Origin of the sequence: Bacillus changyiensis (genome assembly GCF_027706145.1) — a bacterium.
Taxonomy (GTDB): Bacteria; Bacillota; Bacilli; order Bacillales; family Bacillaceae; genus Bacillus; species Bacillus changyiensis.
Genome location: NZ_JAQFWW010000002.1, coordinates 36,997 through 52,990 on the forward strand (window position 1 = coordinate 36,997; position 15,994 = coordinate 52,990).

18 protein-coding genes are annotated in these 15,994 nt (G+C 35.4%); 6 read left to right on the plus strand and 12 right to left on the minus strand.

The window, feature by feature from the left end:
* The first annotated feature begins 9 nt into the window (after positions 1-9).
* The 3 genes from PDT38_RS07420 (at position 10) to PDT38_RS07430 (ending at position 3,898) form a co-directional block, all read left to right on the plus strand.
* Positions 10-1,296: an MFS transporter gene (locus PDT38_RS07420; protein ID WP_270801673.1), complete on the plus strand. Its 1,287-nt coding sequence runs from the start codon at positions 10-12 to the stop codon at positions 1,294-1,296.
* Between the two features lie 801 nt (positions 1,297-2,097).
* The gene (locus tag PDT38_RS07425) at positions 2,098-2,721 is read left to right on the plus strand and encodes a TetR/AcrR family transcriptional regulator (protein WP_270800237.1); all 624 of its coding nucleotides are present in this window, start codon (positions 2,098-2,100) and stop codon (positions 2,719-2,721) included.
* A gap of 478 nt (positions 2,722-3,199) precedes the next feature.
* Positions 3,200-3,898 carry an L-2-amino-thiazoline-4-carboxylic acid hydrolase gene (locus PDT38_RS07430; RefSeq protein ID WP_270800238.1) on the plus strand — a complete coding sequence of 233 codons (699 nt, stop codon included), beginning with the start codon at positions 3,200-3,202 and terminating at the stop codon, positions 3,896-3,898.
* 814 nt (positions 3,899-4,712) lie between these two features.
* Here PDT38_RS07430 and PDT38_RS07435 read toward each other — a convergent pair.
* From PDT38_RS07435 to PDT38_RS07485, 11 genes are all read right to left on the minus strand, one after another.
* The gene (locus PDT38_RS07435) at positions 4,713-5,933 is read right to left on the minus strand and encodes a right-handed parallel beta-helix repeat-containing protein (protein ID WP_270800239.1); all 1,221 of its coding nucleotides are present in this window, start codon (positions 5,931-5,933) and stop codon (positions 4,713-4,715) included.
* 539 nt (positions 5,934-6,472) lie between these two features.
* Positions 6,473-7,498, minus strand: a complete 1,026-nt coding sequence (locus tag PDT38_RS07440) for an ADP-ribosylglycohydrolase family protein (RefSeq protein WP_270800241.1) — start codon at positions 7,496-7,498, stop codon at positions 6,473-6,475.
* A 594-nt stretch (positions 7,499-8,092) separates the two neighbouring features.
* A complete protein-coding gene (locus PDT38_RS07445; protein ID WP_270800242.1) occupies positions 8,093-8,296 on the minus strand; it encodes a hypothetical protein in 204 nt (67 codons plus the stop codon).
* Positions 8,297-9,140: 844 nt separating this feature from the next.
* Complete coding sequence (locus PDT38_RS07450; protein ID WP_270800243.1) at positions 9,141-9,344, minus strand: hypothetical protein; 204 nt, start codon at positions 9,342-9,344, stop codon at positions 9,141-9,143.
* Positions 9,337-9,534: a hypothetical protein gene (locus PDT38_RS07455; RefSeq protein WP_270800244.1), complete on the minus strand. Its 198-nt coding sequence runs from the start codon at positions 9,532-9,534 to the stop codon at positions 9,337-9,339. The genes PDT38_RS07450 and PDT38_RS07455 overlap by 8 nt, the downstream gene beginning before the upstream one ends.
* A 3-nt stretch (positions 9,535-9,537) precedes the next feature.
* Positions 9,538-10,008, minus strand: a complete 471-nt coding sequence (locus tag PDT38_RS07460; RefSeq protein ID WP_270800245.1) for a hypothetical protein — start codon at positions 10,006-10,008, stop codon at positions 9,538-9,540.
* A gap of 10 nt (positions 10,009-10,018) precedes the next feature.
* Entirely contained in the window at positions 10,019-11,452 is a 1,434-nt protein-coding gene (locus tag PDT38_RS07465) for a hypothetical protein (protein ID WP_270800246.1), read from the minus strand.
* A 10-nt stretch (positions 11,453-11,462) separates the two neighbouring features.
* The gene (locus PDT38_RS07470) at positions 11,463-11,765 is read right to left on the minus strand and encodes a hypothetical protein (RefSeq protein WP_270800247.1); all 303 of its coding nucleotides are present in this window, start codon (positions 11,763-11,765) and stop codon (positions 11,463-11,465) included.
* Positions 11,758-12,468 (minus strand): DUF5081 family protein, encoded by a 711-nt coding sequence (locus tag PDT38_RS07475; RefSeq protein WP_270800248.1) that lies wholly within the window; start codon positions 12,466-12,468, stop codon positions 11,758-11,760. Before PDT38_RS07475 ends, PDT38_RS07470 begins: the two co-directional genes overlap by 8 nt.
* 14 nt (positions 12,469-12,482) lie before the next feature.
* Entirely contained in the window at positions 12,483-12,845 is a 363-nt protein-coding gene (locus PDT38_RS07480) for a WXG100 family type VII secretion target (protein WP_270800249.1), read from the minus strand.
* Positions 12,846-12,862: 17 nt separating this feature from the next.
* On the minus strand, positions 12,863-13,249 hold the full coding sequence (locus PDT38_RS07485; protein ID WP_270800250.1) for a hypothetical protein: 387 nt from the start codon (positions 13,247-13,249) through the stop codon (positions 12,863-12,865).
* 266 nt (positions 13,250-13,515) lie between these two features.
* On the opposite strand from PDT38_RS07485, the gene PDT38_RS07490 reads away from it, so the two are divergent.
* The 3 genes from PDT38_RS07490 (at position 13,516) to PDT38_RS07500 (ending at position 14,477) form a co-directional block, all read left to right on the plus strand.
* Entirely contained in the window at positions 13,516-13,842 is a 327-nt protein-coding gene (locus tag PDT38_RS07490) for a hypothetical protein (RefSeq protein WP_270800251.1), read from the plus strand.
* Positions 13,843-14,069: 227 nt separating this feature from the next.
* A complete protein-coding gene (locus PDT38_RS07495) occupies positions 14,070-14,276 on the plus strand; it encodes a zinc ribbon domain-containing protein (protein ID WP_270800252.1) in 207 nt (68 codons plus the stop codon).
* Positions 14,277-14,303: 27 nt separating this feature from the next.
* Positions 14,304-14,477 (plus strand): hypothetical protein, encoded by a 174-nt coding sequence (locus PDT38_RS07500; protein WP_270800253.1) that lies wholly within the window; start codon positions 14,304-14,306, stop codon positions 14,475-14,477.
* Positions 14,478-14,498: 21 nt separating this feature from the next.
* Here PDT38_RS07500 and PDT38_RS07505 read toward each other — a convergent pair whose 3' ends face one another.
* Positions 14,499-15,971: an alkaline phosphatase family protein gene (locus tag PDT38_RS07505; protein ID WP_270800254.1), complete on the minus strand. Its 1,473-nt coding sequence runs from the start codon at positions 15,969-15,971 to the stop codon at positions 14,499-14,501.
* Positions 15,972-15,994: the final 23 nt, after the last annotated feature.

Below are 15,994 nucleotides of genomic sequence, written 5' to 3' on the forward strand. Positions count from 1 at the left end.
TTAGATAAGATGTTGAATGAATCGAATGAGTTAGCACAAAGTTATATCAATCATCCAGAGAAACACAAAAAATTATATAACCGTACATTAATCATTGTCGTTATTTCTCAAATGTTTGGTGGGGCAGGATTAGCTGCGGGAGTAACAGTTGGAGCACTTCTCGCACAAAAAATGCTTGGAACAGATGCATTTGCGGGACTTCCCGCCGCATTATTTACTTTAGGATCGGCAGGAGCTGCATTATTAGTAGGAAGGCTCTCTCAACGTTTTGGGCGGCGTACTGGTCTCGCAACTGGCTTTATAGTAGGAGGTCTTGGTGCGATTGGTGTTGTGATTTCTGCTTTAATCAATAATGTTTTTCTTTTATTTGTATCCCTACTTATTTATGGTGCAGGCACAGCAACAAATTTACAAGCTCGTTATGCAGGTACAGATTTAGCAAATAAAAAGCAGCGGGCCACTGCTATTAGTATAGCAATGGTGGCAACAACGTTTGGTGCAGTTGCAGGTCCAAATTTAGTAAATGTGATGGGAAATTTCGCTCTTTCAATTGGTATTCCATCGCTTGCAGGTCCTTTCATTTTATCGGCAGCAGCATTCATCTTAGCTGGTCTGGTACTTTTCATCATGCTTCGCCCAGATCCATTAGTTATGGCTAGAACAATAGAAGCGTCCAATCAAGCACACAATCCCGACGGATCTCCGTTACATACAACACAAGCAGAAAACAAAAGAGGCGTTATCGTTGGTGCAACGATTATGCTTCTTACTCAAATCATAATGGTCGCTATTATGACAATGACACCAGTTCATATGAGACATCATGGACACGCTTTAGGTGAAATAGGCCTTGTCATTGGATTTCATATAGGTTTTATGTATTTCCCTTCCCTGGTGACAGGAATCCTCGTTGATAAGGTTGGTCGTACTAAGATGGCAATTGCTTCTGGAGCTACATTGCTTCTAGCAGGTTTTATAGCAGCGGTTGCTCCAAGTGATTCTATGATTCTCTTATTAATTGCTCTTTCATTACTTGGTTTAGGGTGGAATTTTGGTTTAATAAGTGGCACTGCACTTATTGTTGATTCAACTAATACTTCAACACGGGCTAGAACTCAAGGTACTGTGGATGTTTTAATTGCGTTGGCAGGAGCTTCAGGTGGTGCTTTATCTGGAATGGTGGTTGCTGGTTCAAGTTATGAAACATTGTCATTGGCTGGAGGGATTTTGTCTTTCATACTTATTCCTGTCGTGATTTGGTCTCGTCAAAGTAAAAAGGACATTTTTCAGAAATGAAGAATCAAAGAAAGGTGACATGCTTTTTATGCTTCTTGGTGTCTTATGTTGGTTTATTCAATAGGACCAAGAAATGCGCCACAGTTCATTAAATGAGTTTAGCTTCATTCTCATTTTCATACAGGGAAGGGGTGTCCTGAAAGTAGTATGGATGAATAAAAATTGGGAATTGGTCGCTTTCCGCCACATTCCTTGAAGCATCTAATTCAATAAAATGACTAGATTTTTGAATTTTGATCTTCATATTTCGGTTGTGACCAATGATAACCCGACACTATTCTTGTCATACTTCATATCAAAGGTGACAGTACCTTTCCCTTGAAACGTTATATTCTTTTCTCCATTGTATTTTCCTATACCCCTAACTTTGCCGCTTTTGATGGACGAATTAATTGAAAAATCGATTTTGAGTTCCTGTTTTTTTCTTTTACGATCTTTACGCCATTTTGCACCTCAATTGTTAGATTTGATGGAACTACCAAGCGTTGCTAATTGTGTAGGTTCCCTTTTTCAATACTAATTTCCCTCCACCTTTTTTCTCTAGCTCCTCAAGATAAGAATGAACAAGATAGTAATGTTTTTTTAGCATTTTATTTATTGGTTTCGTGTTTGGAAAAATCGTGTAAGTTGGCTTACTTGCTGGTTGAGAGAGGCATACCTTTGATAATGAGGCTTTTTACCTTTTTGTTTTTCTTTCACACATAAGCCACCTTCAATAACTTGATTTACATAATATTATAAGTTAAAATGTGAGTATACTCATAAATGATTCAACTCATTTTTTTATAGGGAGATTAAAAAATGTCAGGATTAAGAAAAAAGAAGAAAGAAGAAACTCGAAATAAAATTCTATTTGCAGCAGAAAAGATTTTTTTAGTGAAAGGTTATACCCATACAAAGACTTCAGAAATTGCCAAAGAAGCCGGTATTGCTGAAGGTACAGTTTTTAATTATTTTTCAAATAAAAGTGAGATCCTTTTTTCACTTATTAGTAAAATGTTTTGTGTAGAAAAATATGAATTCTCTTCCTCAAAATCAGATCCAAATCAAATTAAACCAGAAATCTTCGCATTTTTAGATCACTATTTAAGTCCAGCCAAACATATAAACAAGTCTTTACTACGAGAAGTGTTTTCTGCTGTATTTAAGTACACACCGGAAAGTAAAGTCATATTTGAAGGTTTGTTGGAATTTGATCGGATAATCATTCAAAAATTAAGGTACCATTTACTCGAACTAAAATCACAACAGCTCATCTCTAAAGACGAATCAATTGATCAATTTTTAGATCTTTCTTACGGAATAATCATGTATTTGTTTAGCAAATTTGTTCTAAAGGATGATATGACGTTTGAAACATTTTTTAAAGATCTTTGTGTGAAGTTAGACATTCTTATGACTATATTGCTAGAAAAGAAGGAATAAAAGATGACAAATAAACTTCCCTTAGTGAAGTAGAAACGCATCATCAATATGGAAAACATTAAAGATGAAAGAATCCAAGAAGTCGTAATAAAAGTTATTATAATTTGATTATTTAAAGGATTGGTTTTAAATCGAAAAAAGATAACCCTATCGCTTGTCGTACGGCTTAGACTACAGCAAAGAAGCAGGAAAAGATTTTCCTTAAATTGTAGGAATGTATGGAATCCTTTCTGGTTGGAAAGATGAACAATCTGCATATCCGTTTTTAAAAAATTATGCAGAAATCAGCTAAATATCAAATACCAGATTTATACCCATTATCAGAATTAAGAAAATTGAGACCTTTAAAAGGTTGAATTGTCTATACTTTCAGATGATTACTTCTTGTGTCATTTGTGAATTTAGCCTCTATCGGAAAGAACATGAACCTAAAAGATCATACAAAAATAAATGAAGCAAAATGTACGGAGGGATAAGAATGAAAAAAGCAACTTATGATAAAGCCAAACTGATGAAATCGTTTGACAAGTATTTCAATTTGGCTGAACAAAAGCTCCAAACTAAATATGGTAAAACTGAGGCTCTCAATATAACAGCCGAAGTTCGAAATGAGTTTGAAAATCTAATCCCTAGAATTCCATATATTGGGGGTAGAAAAAATATGTTTACTCCTGTCATGATTATTAATGGTTGGATTATCGCTTTATATCGAGTCATAAAATCCAAAGGTGGAACCGTTGAAGACGTCATTCAAATTTCTCATGAAGCATCTGATGATTTTTTTAAGTCATTATCTCCTTGGGTTGCCAAAATAATCAGTCATTCGGTATTTACAAAATTGTCAATGCACTATATGCAAAAACAGGCAAAACGAAGTCAGAAGAAAATATATACGGAAGATTTTGTCTACACATGCAGCATCAATCAAAAAGGTCATGAAACAGAGGTGGAATTAGAATTTACAGAATGTGCTGTACAAAAGTATTACGAAGCTGAAGGTGCTGAGGAATTGAAGCCTTATTGTAATTTTTTTGACCCCATTTACAGCAAACGTTTCGGTATGGGAGTGCAGGCTGAACATACATTGGGTTTAGGCTGCGAAACATGTAAGTTAAACTATAACAACCGTCGTGAAACCAAAACACCAGCGAATTTAGTAGATATTGTCGAACGTTAGATCTTTATTGCATATAAAATGGTTATGTGCATTTTTTTACATGAATCTATAGAATCAGCTGAAATTTGCTTTGTGTTTCTGTCATGTTGTTATCATTATAATTGTGTCCATTTCGAGCAAAGAGACAGATTGGGATGGTGACTTCATTCCATTAGATGAAGTCTTAGAATGATTTGACATAAATCCTTTACACTCTGCTCGGTATACTCTAGATGGCAGTCTCCTTGTGCTTAGCACTTTTTTATCTTCTTTAAACCGATCTAAATATGTTATATTGAAGGATAGATATAGGTAACTCGCGCAAGATCTTCCTTGAACTGATTCTCCATCCATATAAACATAATCTAGTAATCTTCCTTATCTATCAAATTCTAATTTTATTTTACTGCTCTGTTACTAGTTGTTTATTTCTTGCAGAGACATCTTTTCCGTAGGGATGCGCACCACACAAGAATTTCTTTTTTTGTTTCTGGTGGTGTGTCAACTAAATAAATATCGGACTGTTTTGTCTTTCCCTTTATATTTTACTTTAATTGTGTCTCCATCCACTACATGGACAAGCTTGACTGGAACACGCTTAGTGTCTATTCTGTTCGTTTCTTGTCAGATGTGTTTTCATTAGTTGAAAAATGAATATTTGAGTTACACGTTGCCAATGAAAATAGTAAGGTAAATGTCATATTTGCCAAAAGTTATTTTTTTAACTCAAATTCCCCCTTTTTTTCTAATCATATATATGCCAAAATAATCAAACAATGAAGAGGAAATATCATCAAGTTGAATTTTTCCAAAAAAAGACAAGGGATCAATTCCCTTATCTCAGTTTGATTTTTTGGGTGTATTTTGTGAATTCGTTGTATTTGTTGTTGATTCGGATGAAACGTTCAGAAATGTTTGTTGCTTTGTTTGTTATAAGGGCTTTTTTGTTGGCTGAGCTTAGTTTATTGTAGGTGATCCCGTATCGAGATCCTGGACCACTGTTTTTCCAAGGCATAAATTGAATGACTCGTCCTACTTTATGAAATGTATTGTTTCGAATCGTAGGGTTTTTGGCTCCACTCACTAAAATTCCTCGTTTGCCAGAGTTACCTCCTGCAACATGATCAATCACATTTCTTTCAATGATCGAATTGGACCAGTTCATGACACGAATAGCATCAGAGCGGATAGAGCTAATTTTATTATTGCGAAGAACCACCCTATCATGATATTTGCCACCGGAATATTTGTGGGTTCCGATTGAACGGTCAAGACCTTTAAAACGATTATTCTCAATTGTTACAATTTGATTTGCTGTTTTATCATACTTGCTCCACTTTTGACTCCAGCCTTTCGTCGTTTTATCAGGCGTATCAAGATTAATCGCTTCCTTATTGACGTTAGCAGAAGCCTTGGATCCAACAAATGAATTATTTCGAATGTCAACATTCCTGGAAGCATCTAATTCGATAAAATGACCAGAATATAGATTTTTGAATTGAATATTTCTGATCTTCACATTTCGGTTGTGACCAATGATAATTCCGACACAGTCTTTGTCATACTTCATATCAAAGATGACAGTGCCCTTCCCTTGAAACGTTATATTCTTTTCTCCGTTGAATTTTCCATATACACCTGACTTTGCCGCTTTTGATGGCCGAATTAATTGAAAAATAGATTTTGAAGCACCAAATTTACGAGTTCCTGTTTTTTTGCCCTTCACAATCTTTACGCCATTTTGCATCTCAATCGTTACATTTGATGGAACATACAAAGCGTTGCTAATTGTATAGGTCCCCTTTTTCAACACCAATTTTCCTCCACCTTTTTTCTCTAGCTTCTCAAGATAAGAACGAACAAGATAGTAATGTTTCGTATAGGTGTTGTATGTTGTAAATTTTAGCATTTTTTTATTTGTTGGTTTCGTGTTTGGAGAAATCGTATACGTTGGCTTACTTGCTGCCTTGGCTGAAAGGGGCATCCCTATCCCCAACAGGCTAAATATTAATAGAATGGATGTGAATAGCATCGTTGTCTTTCTCATCTTTGACATGATCTTGAACACTCCTCTTTCTTCTGTTTTATTTTTAGATTCGGAACCCAGCACTTTTATTTTTGTGCTCTGCACCTTATGTAGCCATTTTAAACTTACTTTTATTATCGGCAGTTGTTAAGCTGTTTTGTACTGGTTGAAGATGACATAGTCACAAGAGTGATTTCAGAAATTCGCATCGATATTTGATACTTACTACTCTATCATATCTATTAGCGATTTTTAGCTTTTGAAAACAAATATCTCCAAGTTTTTGTTACTTATCTCTTTCTAGGACAAATTACATCATCTATATTATCTGTCCAAACTTATTCCTGAAAAATCTTGTTTCTTCGAAAGGTACTGCATAGCTTCAACTAAATATTTCTGTTCAAATGCGGTAAGGTCATTTCATGAAATTATTTTTCCCTTTTATTTTCCTAATGATCTTCCAGAAGGAATTTGCTTGTTTATGTATATTGCTGATAATCGTCTTTAGAATCTTTTCTACTTAGTATTTTAAGAATCTCATATAGTTTCATGTTGAGCCAATAAATACTTTACAATCCACCATATTCCTCTATCATCGCTTGATTAACACAGTATTCGTAGAACCTTTTTATTAACTGATCAATATCTTGTTTTCTAACTATTTTCTCTAACCACTCTTTTGGAATTCCATCAATCTTATAATACATGCCTGCCAATGTTCCTGTAATGGAAGCTATAGTGTCTGTATCTTCTCCTAAATTTACTGCCTTTAAAACAGCATCTTTAAATGAAGAAGTATTTCCTAAACACCATATGGCTGCTTCTAAAGTATCAACTACATATCCACCTGATTGAATTTCTTCTTGTGGAGTTCTTAAAACATTATGATCAAAGATTTTCTCATAATGTTTTAACTCTTTTATGTAAACATGATCGCCTTCAAAAGTTTCAACAAAAAGATTATGGACTCTTTTTAATGATTCCTCAAGCGAATTATTGTGGTATAACCTTAATAATAATTCAATGTATATAATTGAGCCTACTACTGCACGCGAATGGGCATGGGTCATTTCAGTGTATTGTTTAATGATTTCTGTTTTTTTAATAAAATCAAACTCATTGTATAATCGAAAGATCAAAGGTGAAATTCTCATAATAGCACCATTGCCATTATCATATTCAGATTGACCACCGCATTTTTCAGCCTGAATTCCTTTTTTAAACCGAGTAATAGCTTCAACTGTCGTTCTTCCAATATCAAACATCTCGTCAAATGGGGTCCAATAACCTTCTTCCTGATATTTAAGAAATTTTCGCATCAAATGCTCTATGTTTCCTTCTTCTATCATATTTTCAACCATACATAAAGTTAAGGAAGTATCATCAGACCAAGTACCAGGAGGTTGATTATATGTGCCATACCCCATTACATCTTGTACTTTGAATGTGCCTCTTTTCTTAAATTCAACTGGTACCCCCATTAAATCCCCTATAATTCCACCATATAATGTAGGAAACAATCTGTCCTTAATACTTTCACAAAGAAACATTTTATTATCATCTTCCCATCTATCTATCAATCTTCTACCTGTCACTTATTCCACCTACTTTGTTTGAATGAATTCTATAAATGAAGCGTATTGAGCAAAGGATCACTAAAGGAATCAGAGACACGCCAATTACATGTAGCCACAATTCCTATTTGTATATACCTAAGTTCTCTTCGTATTGCTTTATTCTATTGAAGTATTACTTCAATCCTCACGATAGTATGTATGTATCTCGGGCGACATTTCATAAAAAATTTAAATTTGATGACCCAATTCGGCAGAGTAACAAAGACGTTTTCCCTTCTTATATTTAATTTACTAAGATTATCAAGGTTTATCTATCAGCAAATAAACTCAACGTCTATTCTATCCACCCGTATTTTTACATATTGATTATGAAGATATCCATAGTCAAATAGAAATTCACCATCTACCTTAAATAGTATACCTGCATCAATAATTCCTGTATCAATATTCAAAGTACCTTTAATAAAATAAGAAAACTATCTCCTATTCTTTCTATACCTTTTTCAACTGAATCATTTTTAGAAATTACGAGGTCATCTAGTATAGTCAATTCCATTTCAACGAGGTAATGTTCTCCTTGTTTTATCTCAAAAGGACAAAAGATAAAACATACTAACCAATTATTTGGACAGGTTGTTTAGATACCGAACCAACCCCCTCACTGACACCTTTCCCAACCATATTCAACTGGTAACTTGAAAGTTGACCGCTTTTATTCATGGCTTCCGCAATGTCTTTAGCTTTTTCTACATCGGAAAGCTCATTGCTGAATTGAAGATATTTAGCGTTTTTGAAAGCAAAGGCTGTGGGAGCCAACTCGAGTACACCATAAGTGAATCTTTCAAACTTTTCACCATCATCCAGCTTACGGTGGGTTCCAAAATCTTTCTGTCGTTTTATTAGTGTTCAATCGGTTTTTTGTCGTATAACTTGCTTCTGTTTGATCCTTTTGGCTTGCTGAATCCTTTCTCCGATTCCTGCTTTTACGCTTTGCGGGCTTTTTTTAACGAATAGCAAGTATTATACGAATGTTTCTAGTAAAAATCCAAAAAACAATCTACCTTATTAGTTTTACCCATTGTTTATCACCGCGAGTATGTACGCTCTCGTTAGTTTGTTAGTTATTCCAAGTCAACTACCCCTGCAATGTAAAATGTCATCTCGCCTATATCTCGTTCCCTGCAAGCCAATCCAAGTACAATGATTCGTTAGGCTTAAGTTTGAATAAAAAACCCTGTAAAATATAAATAAGGTTTCTCCTCAATAAGGTTTCGCAAAATGCTTTGCTTCTTAGTTTAAGTTGATTAGAAACTGAAAGCTACTCTATTAAGAGATTCAAGGAGCTGTTTGAGAGCCCCTTACCCGCTACATAACTCCATCAGAAAGTGTAAAATCTTATTTGAATAAAAACTGTTAATTATAATATAGCAGTATCTTACAGTAGTTTTTAATCATAGTTATCTTGGATTATTAAAGATATTTTAGTGCATAAAAAAAGATTAATGCTCAATTACTGAAACATTAACCTTTTTAATTATTTTCACTACCTTATTTAAGTTATGCATTTTTTATTTGATTTACTTAGTTTATTATATTTTAATTTAAAATAATTATATGCAGTTTTAAAACTTAAAGTTTTGCAGTGATTTTGAATTAATAGCTATTTTATTTCTTTAATAATTTTAGTAATACCATTAGTCACCATTCTTCCTACTTCATTAGCATATGTTGAAGTAGCAGATTTTTGACTATCAAGCTTTTTCTTAAATCCTCCTTTAATCATTATTCTTATACCTATAACTTTTTCTTCAGTTTCAGAATTAATTAATTCATCCTGAATAATCTCAAATGTATCATCATTCATTTCTACTCTCTCCTTTAATCAGAGCATCTATTATTAATTCAATATACCCTGAATAATGAGTTTTTTTCTCTATTATCTTGTCAAATATTTTCTTTACATCACCATCTATAACAATAGTAACTCCTATTACTTCTTCATTTGTTTTCGAATCAATAAAACTTTCCTCTAGCAATTGTAAAGCCTTATTCATATGCTACTCCCTCCAATACACCATATTTCTAGGTATTATTTTTTCCAACTCCTCTGTTAAGATTCCTTGCCAACCGTCTGGAATGTATTCTTCATAAGAACCAGGTTCAGTATAAAATGAATAAAATAATTCTTTATCAAAATCAATATAAAATAAAGGTAAAATTTCTCTAATATCATCTTGTGGTTCCTTTATTAATTGAAATAATTGATAATAATCTTTCAATTCATCATAACTTACTTCATATCTTTTTATTTTATCTTTATATATACTATATTGTTCTTTTGTCAAAACATCAAATCCCATTCTCTCATCTTCAATCAAATTCATTTGATACCCCATTATTTGAAATGCTAATTTTAATTTATTTAAGTCTAAAACCCATAACTCTTTATCTGTAACATAATATTGGTATTTTTCATTATATTTAATCAAGACAACTACATTATCATAATCTGACGGTTCTAAATACATATAATCACTCCTATTTTTCTAGTATTTTAGCATTGTGCGCTACTTCTTCAAAGAAATCATTCCAGATTGGTGGAAATTCCAATGATATACTAGAAGCGTTTGGTCTTGGTTTCGTTGGGTCAACTATCTTAGGAGCTGTTTTTCCTTGATTAAATACTGATTTTTTATATCCATATTGTGGTATTGCACTTTCCATAACCATATCATGATACCAATAATCCACCTCAAATTCTATAATATATCCATTTCCTTTTCTCACTTCATTCAGAAAATATTGTGCATGTTCATCTGTAACTGCGCTTAGATTCAAGCTAGAATTTTTAGTTAAAACAGATATACTTCCATCTTCATTAACAATTAATCTTTTAAATGAACCACTTTCTCCATCACTTTGAACTCTATAATACTTTACTTTTTTAGGGCCTAGCACTCCCTCAGTCCCCTCACCCACACCTTTCCCAACCATATTCAACCGGTAACTTGAAAGTTGACCGCTTTTATTCATGGCTTCCGCAATGTCTTTAGCTTTTTCTACATCGGAAAGCTCATTGCTGAATTGAAGATATTTAGCGTTTTTGAAAGCAAAGGCTGTGGGAGCCAACTCGAGTACACCATAAGTGAATCTTTCAAACTTTTCACCATCATCCAGTTTACGATGGGTTCCCCAGTCTTCTCCTTCGATCGCACTTCTAATGTGGGCCGATCCGGCCGTGCCGGATGCTAATGTCAGAATCGTACCAGCCGCAGGTGGACAGAGGATCGCTGCAGTGGCGTAGACAATGACAACGGCTCCTGTAATAAGCAAATCCCGCCAGCTTTCTTGTTCCTTTTGCACGTCACTGATCGATTTGTATTCAAAACCGCGTTTAGATACGACTGCTTTTGTAAAGTCAGATTGACTGAGTTTAACATTTGGATTTCTCTTTATAAATTCATTATACTCTACTTCCAGAATTTCAGTAAACTGCTGTGAATTTGAGACAATATCACTATAGTTGATTTCCGCTTTTTCTGTCTGTACATAATCCTTATGATCACCATAGCCGACAGTCGTCGTTTCTTTAGCGTTCAAACGGTTTTTTGTTGTATAACGATGAATCGACAGGCCTTTCATTTTATCCGCAAAAGCGTCTATCTTATTGTAGAACGGCTTGTCAATGTTGCTTGCCACTAAATCGCCAGCTTTCAGACTAAAATCGGCGAGTTTTTCATAATCATCAAACAAATTATTAATATTGTTCTCTTGACTAAAATGAGTAAAATGAATGCAATTGTCACTGTCCAGTTCACTAATCCTCGACTCGATATCTTCCATGATTTCATTTAGCTCTAGGAAATCTTTTCTCGCCCCGCTATAGTCTTTATTTCTCCCACCGGTAAACTGATCCAGGTGGGTTTTCATCGCTTGCCAGTCAGCGGGGTCGTATTTCACATCCTTAGCCATAACATCTGCCTCATTTCTTTAAATTCATGTATTTTGCAAGTCTTTGATCTTTCTCTTTCATCATATTAATCGTTGTTCCCACCAATATTTGGGCCTGGACATAGTTATCCGGCAATTCTAAGGTTTTTTCTAGAATTTTCCGGTATATTTTAAACACTTCATCAGCTTGTCCCGCTTTATAATATTTGGTTTTCACAAGGCTTTCAATTGCCGGCACAACGTCTTTTCCATAAATTTCGCATATTGACTGAAGTTCATTGAAAATCTCATTCAATTCTAGAAACTGCACCTTAATTTCTTGGTTACTAGTCATTCAGTGCCCTCCTTTCGCCATACACAATTTTCAATGTGTCAAAAAGACGTTTGTTCAACATGTGGAGGCTGATCCATTCATACCGATCATGTAATGGGTCGACAGCAACAAAGTCTTCTCCTTTTGTAAAATAGAGAGCGGATTCGTACAATCCGTCATTTGTAAGTTGATGTTCAGGCGCTCGCTTGAATGTCTCTACGGCGAGAACCTCTTCATTTGTTAAATCCATTTCAGACACTTCTGCTCGTTCTTTCAAGCTCATTCGTTTTAATGAAAACGTCTGATCTTTTTCCCTTGGCTCTCTTAATAAAAATGAGACCGCGGAAATGATCGTTAAATATACTTGTCGTTTTTCCAAAAAATCAACTGTGTAGGCTGTTTCTGCTTTAATTTCGGTAATTGCAATGATGTGTTCATCATCATCCGGAAGAAAAGCGCACATCACATTATTAAACCGCGCATACTCGCTGCTTTTCTGATAACATTTCAGTGCTTCTGCTAACTGAAATGCGGCATCGGTCATTTTCCCTTCCGAAGTGAGCACACCTTTTTTGATCAAACCATCCTTTGCTTTTTCGGCACAGTCAGGATCAATTAAGGCAAGCTGCTCCCGTTCTGGAAGACCGAATAGGTAGGTTACCCCGGCTGCTCCACCTAAAGCATACAGCTCCGCAGCTGTCAATGAATCTATTGTCACCGGCATAGCGATCCCTCCATTTATAATCGTTTTATAGCGTTAATCTCTGGATTTTCTAAAAAGTCGACCATCGTCTTATGCAAATCTTTTACTGCGGATGTATGATCTTTCACTGCGCTATCTATATCTTCGTGAAATTGAACGATCAGTTCCAGATAACATAAAAACGCATCCCGTGTCTGTCCACTCCATGTCCCATCTTCAACTTTTGTTTTCAAATTCTTTGCTTTTTCTAATGAGTCTGTCACGCCTTTTTCGATTTTCTTGGCATGCTTAATGGCCTCTGACAATTCACTGTGATCAATGTGCACCTTGTCACCGTTCACTTTTGTCTCAGCCTGGCTCTCGTTATTGCCATAATGTCCATATCCGAAACCTTCCATCGTGTAACTGCCCTCCTTTATTCAGCTTTTTCAGCTTTTACAGCCTGCTTATATTCCTCCCATTTCAGCTTCGCTTGATTTTTAGCACTTTCAACATCATCAACTAGATCGGTAAAGTGTTTTAATAAAAGTTTTAGCTCTTGATCCTTTTCCTTGCGTTTCGCTTCAAATGCCCATGCAGGAATCGCATCAGCCAGCTTTTTTTTACCTGACAGCAAGGTGTCACAATTATTTAAATAACCGTCTTTTTGTATTTTTAGTTCTGACAACTTTTTATCCATCTTATCTTTTTGTTCTTTTAAATCATCATATAATTCCTCGTACTCATCCCGCTTTCGTTCATTATCGGTATAACAAATACCAAGACTATTTCCAAGTGAATCTAGCGCATCCAAAAATCCCATGGCAGCGGCTCCTTTCAAATCAATGAAAACGATTTCCATTTAGCAATTTTAGTTTAAATACATGAACATATTCATGTTACAGAAAGGTCCCGAAGGAATAAATAGGTGAAATGGATGGTTTCCCAGATGTCTAAACAAAGATTAACAGGTCTATCGATCTATCAAGTGAGCATAAAGAATCATGACCTATTGATATGACATCTAATCTCAACATGTTAGACATAAAACGATCAAAGGAAATCATTTACTTGTGTTGAACTTATTAGTTGAATACAATAAATAAAGGAGTGGCAAACAGGAAACTTCAAAAAACAGTTGTTTCAATGTTGTCTGTTTCTGCATTGGCGTTTTCACTCAGTACCTCAGTTTCTGCAGAGGTGTCCACACATTCAAAGCCATTCAAGCAAGCACCTGATATTCATGTTAAAGGGATCGAAACAGTCGGGGAGTGGAATAAAACAATTTCAACTACCGGCGGAGAAATTACATTAGATACTGTCCAGTATAAATTCAGCACTGTGCTGTCGGATCACTGGTTAAAGAAGCACAAGGAACAACGGCAAGGGTTCGGTATCAAATACGGGAAAAAGTAAACCATAATGTAGTTGGTCCTGTTAAAGAATATCTTGATGTCTTTTGTGTCAATGGCTATTTTTCCAGAGCGTTTAATCCAATCATTAACGGCCGGAAAAACGTATGCGATTCAAGCGACAAACTATACAGGAAACGCCGTTGTCTATTATGATTAGAACATGAATGAGTTAAAGCTGTTCATTACGATTCGAATAGCTTTTTTTCTAAAAAAAGGAGATGTTTGGCTGTGCACGAACGGAAGGGTTGTATAAAATGTGGAAGTACAGAAGCTGGTCAGAAAGAAATCGCAACGACAGGTACCGGATTGTCGAAAATGTTTGATGTTCAACATAACCGGTTTTTAGTCGTTTATTGTAAAAACTGTGGCTATTCAGAACTGTACAATAAACAATCTTCAAAGGCAGGTAATGTGATCGACTTGTTCTTTGGATGAGGATCGTTAAAAAAGGAGAATTTGTTTATGATGGAAAAATACGGATTGCACATTGCGATATTTATTTTAGCGCTCTGTGTTCATTCCAATATCATCGTTGAAAGCCCTCTACTTCAAGAAATCATTAAGATCGGTTCTTTAATGATAATGGTTTTAGCAGTCGTTACAGCCATTCTTAAAAAAAGCAAACAATCAGTATAAAAAGCAGCGGGGCCGTTCACTTTAACCCCCGCTTTCTACTATATTTAAAATCCACTCTTTCATATCAATTAATCGGTTATGTTTTGGAGTTGATGTGGTTCCAGTGATGATCATCGGAATCAGTGAATCTTGTTTATGCAGTGCTCCATGGCTTGCACCACCAAGGTGTGTTGGTGAACCTTCACCAATAAATTCGTGACCTGGCTTGGCTGAAACAATCAAAAAATCCCCTTCATGTGAAAAACATGAACTGTGAAGCCTTGCGAGTGCATCCGGGTATTCACCGTATGTGATGGTGTTGTCGTTTACTGTCATATCGAGTAGTTTGACATCTCCTTCCAGTGTCCATGATTGCTCATATTCATCAACCATGTTACCCCCTGATTTAAATCTAAGTTCTCCAGCTTGCTTACCTGAATTGACAACAATTGAACCATGATCATTTTTCCAAGATATGATGTCTATTCGCGCATCTTTTTGCAAAGTTTCAGCAATTTTGATAAGTGGTAAAGTTTGAGGATCGAGTGAATAAATAAATGCCATTCTTTCGTTGACAGCAAGGACAATTTGATCATTTGCTGTGACACCATCTTTTAATTTGACAATTTGATATCCATCGAGAAGACCTCTTAAATCTATTAATGCTTCTGTTTTATTTTGGCTGATCCATGCCTGTCCATTATCCCCTAAAACGATCCAGATGTGATTTGCTACAGCTTCTTCCCAAGAAGAGAAACGGTTCAATATTTTTTGTATATGCCCGTCAGCTTTTGCCACTCCTTTTACATCATGGCTTCCATGTTTATGTACATGTTGGTCAAGATCGGGAAAATAGACAAGGGCAAGGGGAGGGATTTTATTCAAATCGATCAGGTGGGTTAATTCCTTGACAGAAAATCGATCGTTAAAGCCGAATTTCTTCCACAGTGACCGGTTGAGCGGATTGATTTTTGAAAAGCCTCCATAAGAAAAAAGCTTAGGAACATTGAGCTTGACCATCTGATTCAATCCGCTAATCCATGAGAATAGGAGTGGAACATGTAAATACCCATCTTGATTGCCTCTATGCAGGAGCGCATTAATTGAACATGTTTCAATCCCTTTATCAGCTAACTCTTCATGAATCGTTTTTACTTGTTTACTTAAATGAGTCTGATTCAAGCGGTAGAAAATATCTTGTGATGACTGCTTGATACCTAGTTTTAGCAATTCTCTAATATGGCTTCCATAATTAATGATCCGTTTTTCCTCGGTATTGAACCAAACTAATCCCGGAATTTTATGACGATCACAATAAACGCCTGTTAATAGTGTGCTATCTACATTCACTGACATCGTCGGAAACGGGCTGACGACCTCTGCTTCATAACGACCATGATCAAGGAGATATTTCATGGCGGGAGCCTGTCCTGTTTTCATCGCTTCTTGTAAGGGCTCATGCATCAGCGAATCAACCAACAGCATGATAACAGATCTCTTTTGAATGTCGGACATTGTTTCCTCTCCTTTCTTATCAA

What these genes read in the sequence shown, in the direction of transcription:
- PDT38_RS07420 (WP_270801673.1), top strand. Translation starts at nt 10, where the DNA reads ATGTTGAATGAATCGAATGAGTTAGCACAAAGTTATATCAATCATCCA.
- PDT38_RS07425 (WP_270800237.1), top strand. Translation starts at nt 2,098, where the DNA reads ATGTCAGGATTAAGAAAAAAGAAGAAAGAAGAAACTCGAAATAAAATT.
- PDT38_RS07430 (WP_270800238.1), top strand. Translation starts at nt 3,200, where the DNA reads ATGAAAAAAGCAACTTATGATAAAGCCAAACTGATGAAATCGTTTGAC.
- PDT38_RS07435 (WP_270800239.1), bottom strand. Translation starts at nt 5,933, where the DNA reads ATGTCAAAGATGAGAAAGACAACGATGCTATTCACATCCATTCTATTA.
- PDT38_RS07450 (WP_270800243.1), bottom strand. Translation starts at nt 9,344, where the DNA reads ATGAATGATGATACATTTGAGATTATTCAGGATGAATTAATTAATTCT.
- PDT38_RS07455 (WP_270800244.1), bottom strand. Translation starts at nt 9,534, where the DNA reads ATGAATAAGGCTTTACAATTGCTAGAGGAAAGTTTTATTGATTCGAAA.
- PDT38_RS07460 (WP_270800245.1), bottom strand. Translation starts at nt 10,008, where the DNA reads ATGTATTTAGAACCGTCAGATTATGATAATGTAGTTGTCTTGATTAAA.
- PDT38_RS07465 (WP_270800246.1), bottom strand. Translation starts at nt 11,452, where the DNA reads ATGGCTAAGGATGTGAAATACGACCCCGCTGACTGGCAAGCGATGAAA.
- PDT38_RS07470 (WP_270800247.1), bottom strand. Translation starts at nt 11,765, where the DNA reads ATGACTAGTAACCAAGAAATTAAGGTGCAGTTTCTAGAATTGAATGAG.
- PDT38_RS07475 (WP_270800248.1), bottom strand. Translation starts at nt 12,468, where the DNA reads ATGCCGGTGACAATAGATTCATTGACAGCTGCGGAGCTGTATGCTTTA.
- PDT38_RS07480 (WP_270800249.1), bottom strand. Translation starts at nt 12,845, where the DNA reads ATGGAAGGTTTCGGATATGGACATTATGGCAATAACGAGAGCCAGGCT.
- PDT38_RS07485 (WP_270800250.1), bottom strand. Translation starts at nt 13,249, where the DNA reads ATGGGATTTTTGGATGCGCTAGATTCACTTGGAAATAGTCTTGGTATT.
- PDT38_RS07500 (WP_270800253.1), top strand. Translation starts at nt 14,304, where the DNA reads ATGATGGAAAAATACGGATTGCACATTGCGATATTTATTTTAGCGCTC.
- PDT38_RS07505 (WP_270800254.1), bottom strand. Translation starts at nt 15,971, where the DNA reads ATGTCCGACATTCAAAAGAGATCTGTTATCATGCTGTTGGTTGATTCG.